This is a genomic window from Planktosalinus sp. (assembly GCF_059864935.1).
The window spans coordinates 1-3,584 of the sequence record NZ_JCBCCK010000086.1 but is presented as its reverse complement, the minus strand read 5'-3'; the positions used below and the strand labels follow the sequence as shown (position 1 = coordinate 3,584).

The following is a 3,584-nucleotide window of genomic DNA, read 5'->3' as shown; positions in this document are numbered from 1 at the left end:
GCAACTCCGTTACCCATTGCCCTTGATGAGGAACTTATTGGTGTATTTGAATTACAACATAAAAAAAAGCTGCTACAAACCATAAAACCACAGTACATAATTTTAAAACCAAGCCTGATTGGCGGTTTTCGCGGAAGCGATACCTGGATAGAATTGGCTGAAAATCAAAATTGTGGCTGGTGGGTGACCTCGGCACTTGAAAGTAATGTAGGTTTAAATGCTATTGCTCAATATACTTTCACAAAAAACAGTAAATTGCCACAAGGTTTGGGTACCGGAAGTTTGTTTACAAACAACATCGATTCCCCGCTTGAAGTTCGTGATGGTTTTTTAAGATATAACTCAAGATTAACCTGGCAAACAGAACTTTTAAACCATTAACAATTAACCAAAAACTTACTTCAATGTTTATTGCACAAGCATTTAAATCCTCTCACGACTGGTGGCGTTATCTAGTAGGAATTGTTGTTGTATTTGTAGCAGCACAAATTGGATCAATTCCTTTTATCCTGGCTGTTGGCTATAAATCCATGCGAGATGGTGGTGGATTTAACGATATGGCAGATATGTCAAAATTAATGACGATTTTGGATTCAAACTTAACTTTGTTTCTGATATTGTTATCATTTGTAGTCGGTTTTGCAGCACTTCTGTTCATAATCAGATACCTTCACAATCAACCGTTGATTGAAGCCACAACAACCCGACCTAAAATGGATTGGAAACGATTTTTCGTAGGCTTTGGGCTTGTTGCTGTAACAACGATAATATTTACTATTATCGATTATAATCTTAATCCCGATGATTATGTGCTGCAGTTTCAATTGGTGCCTTTTTTAATTCTCGCACTCATTGTAATCCTGCTGATGCCCTTGCAAACCAGTATGGAAGAATATATGTTTAGAGGTTATTTGATGCAGGGTATTGGGGTTTTAGCCAAAAACCGCTGGCTACCGTTGATTTTAACTTCATTAGTATTTGGTTTGCTCCACATGTCAAATCCTGAAGTTGGCAAACTGGGTAATGTCATTATGGTGTACTATATCGGCACCGGCTTACTTTTAGGCATTATGACATTGATGGATGAAGGCCTTGAGCTCGCCTTAGGCTTCCACGCCGGAAACAATATAGTTGCTGCGCTACTTGTGACTGCTGACTGGACGGTGTTTCAAACCAATTCCATTTTAAAAGATGTTTCAGAACCCTCAGCAGGATTGGACATTATTGTGCCGGTTTTGATACTTTATCCCATTTACCTCATTATTTTAGCTAAAATATACAAATGGTCCAACTGGAAAGATAAGCTTTTCGGAAGAGTTGAAAAACCAATTGTTATAGAAGAGGAGACTCATATTAATCAAATTGAAAAAATGCTTTAAAATGGAAGAACCCTGGTTGCATATCCATCCCGAATTTAAATTGAACGGAAAAAACTACACACTTGCAAAATTGATCAACGTGGCCGAAGCGATGCAGTTTGAAGGCGATGAAGAAGACAAAATTCTGGCTGATTTTTTATTGAACTGGTTGTATCCAAAAGACACGCTTCTGGCCCATACATCAGGTTCTACGGGCAGCCCCAAAACCATTACGCTCGATAAAATGAAAATGATAGCCAGTGCCAAGGCCACCGGAACCCATTTTGATTTGAATGCAGGAACAACGGCTTTGCATTGCCTTTCGGCCAATTATATTGCCGGAAAGATGATGATGGTTAGGGCACTGTATCTGGGCTGGCATATTGATGTTGTGATTCCCAATAAATTTCCTTTGGCACAAACCAATAAAAGTTATGACTTTGCCGCGATGGTTCCTATGCAAGTGCAAAATTCGCTGAAGGATTTGCACCGTGTTAGAAAACTGATTGTTGGTGGAGCTGCTGTTTCACCGGTGCTTCAGGAAAAATTACAGGAATTGCCCACAGAGGTGTTTGCTACCTATGCCCTTACCGAAACCATCACTCACGTGGCCATTAAAAAACTCAATCACAGAACTGAACAGGAACTTACAGATGATGCCTATGAGGCACTGCCGAATGTTCATTTTACAACTGATAACCGTGATTGTTTAATCATTGATGCTCCTGAAATTTCTAAAGAAAAAGTGCTTACCAACGATGTGGTAAAACTGCATTCTTCTACCAAATTCAGTTGGTTGGGCAGGGCCGATTTTGTGATCAACAGCGGCGGTCATAAAGTACATCCCGAACAGGTGGAACAAGTGCTTGCGCTTGTTATTGATGCACCCTTTTTTGTAACTTCTGTCCCCGATGAAGCACTGGGTGAAAAAGTAATTTTAATTGTTGAAGGCAAAGAAGAAGCTTTCCCCGAAATCGATTATGTGGGGCTACACCCCTATGAAACTCCAAAAACAGTTTATTTTGTTGATTCTATGGAATATACCACTACCGGAAAGATACAGCGTGAATTGACCAAAGAAAAAGTTCTGGCTTAAACAAAAATCCCTTCACAAAGGATTTCCATTTCCTTTAAAATTCGTTTTTGACGATTTTCAGAAATTCCGAGATGGTCGAGAAAAAACTTGTCGTGAATCAAATGTTTGCACAGCACCACATCGCGACTCAATAAAAATTGTTTTTCCCGGGCACTCAAAAGCGTTGATACGGTTATGGGATACAGTCCGGTATGGTCAATACGGTCCTTTAAGCTGTCTCCTTTTGGTGAATTCCAACTGAGCAGGTTCAGTCCTGAACATTTTGCGTAAGCTTCAGCATCTTCTGTAAAGACAGTATTGGTAACTACCCAACCTTCATCAAAGGTAAATGAGGAATGCAGGTTTTTAATGTCCCTAAAGCGGGAATCAATATACAAAGGCACTTTCACATCCGATTTTTTTCCTTCAGTCCCGTGGAATTTACATTCCATTAAAATGGTTTTTCCATTTTTTGAAGCCACAATATCCACCTCATGACTGACGCATTTTCCCAACAGTATGCTTCCAACTTCTACCTCATACCCTGAATTTTTTAAAATAGCAGCAATAAACTTCTCAAAGGGAAACCCCGACGGTCCCAGCTCGTAAATGGCATTTTTTAATTTATAGCGAGAGGCCTGATAGGAGTTTTTCTTTTTCAATAACTGAAAAGCACGGTTGTAAATTTCTTTAGTGGAAATGCCTTCATACAATTCGGTTTCAAGCAGGTTAACTATCTCATCTATGGTTTTGGGGTCTGCACCGGCCCGGCGAAGTGATTCCCTCACTTTTGTTGATGAAAACTCGGCATAATCGCCTGATTTTTTCAGGACAAACACATTTTTATTTTTTTTTATTTTAGACATAAATGAATGGTAGAAGGAGTGTTAACTGGCTTCCGTGCGGTGTAATACCAATACTGGAATTTTGGCATAGTTGCCTAAATTTTTATACAGGGGTTTAAAAAACAGTTTTTGAATAAAGGTGTATTTTTTGTTGACAAATGAAATCATATCGCTATTTCTACTTTCACTGAAGCAATAAATCCCTACAGGAACAGAAACGTGCTCCAACATATGAAAAGAATGTTCTGTTTCGTTGAGTAATTTTTTCACAATAGATTGATTTTCTTCCTGAAATGGGCTTAATCC

General features: G+C 39.0%; 3 protein-coding genes and 2 pseudogenes. 3 read left to right on the top strand and 2 right to left on the bottom strand.

The window, feature by feature from the left end; genetic code table 11:
- The 3 genes and pseudogenes from AC6F75_RS03875 to AC6F75_RS03865 form a co-directional block, all read left to right on the top strand.
- Positions 1-381, top strand: a pseudogene (locus AC6F75_RS03875) (o-succinylbenzoate synthase); the annotation flags it as partial.
- Between the two features lie 23 nt (positions 382-404).
- Entirely contained in the window at positions 405-1,379 is a 975-nt protein-coding gene (locus AC6F75_RS03870) for a CPBP family glutamic-type intramembrane protease (RefSeq protein WP_500713631.1), read from the top strand.
- Between the two features lies 1 nt (position 1,380).
- A complete protein-coding gene (locus AC6F75_RS03865; RefSeq protein ID WP_500713630.1) occupies positions 1,381-2,454 on the top strand; it encodes an AMP-binding protein in 1,074 nt (357 codons plus the stop codon).
- Here the strand turns inward: AC6F75_RS03865 and AC6F75_RS03860 are convergent.
- A complete protein-coding gene (locus AC6F75_RS03860) occupies positions 2,451-3,299 on the bottom strand; it encodes a restriction endonuclease (RefSeq protein WP_500713629.1) in 849 nt (282 codons plus the stop codon). The genes AC6F75_RS03865 and AC6F75_RS03860 overlap by 4 nt on opposite strands.
- Before the next feature lie 21 nt (positions 3,300-3,320).
- Positions 3,321-3,584 (bottom strand): annotated as a pseudogene (locus AC6F75_RS03855) (universal stress protein); the annotation flags it as partial.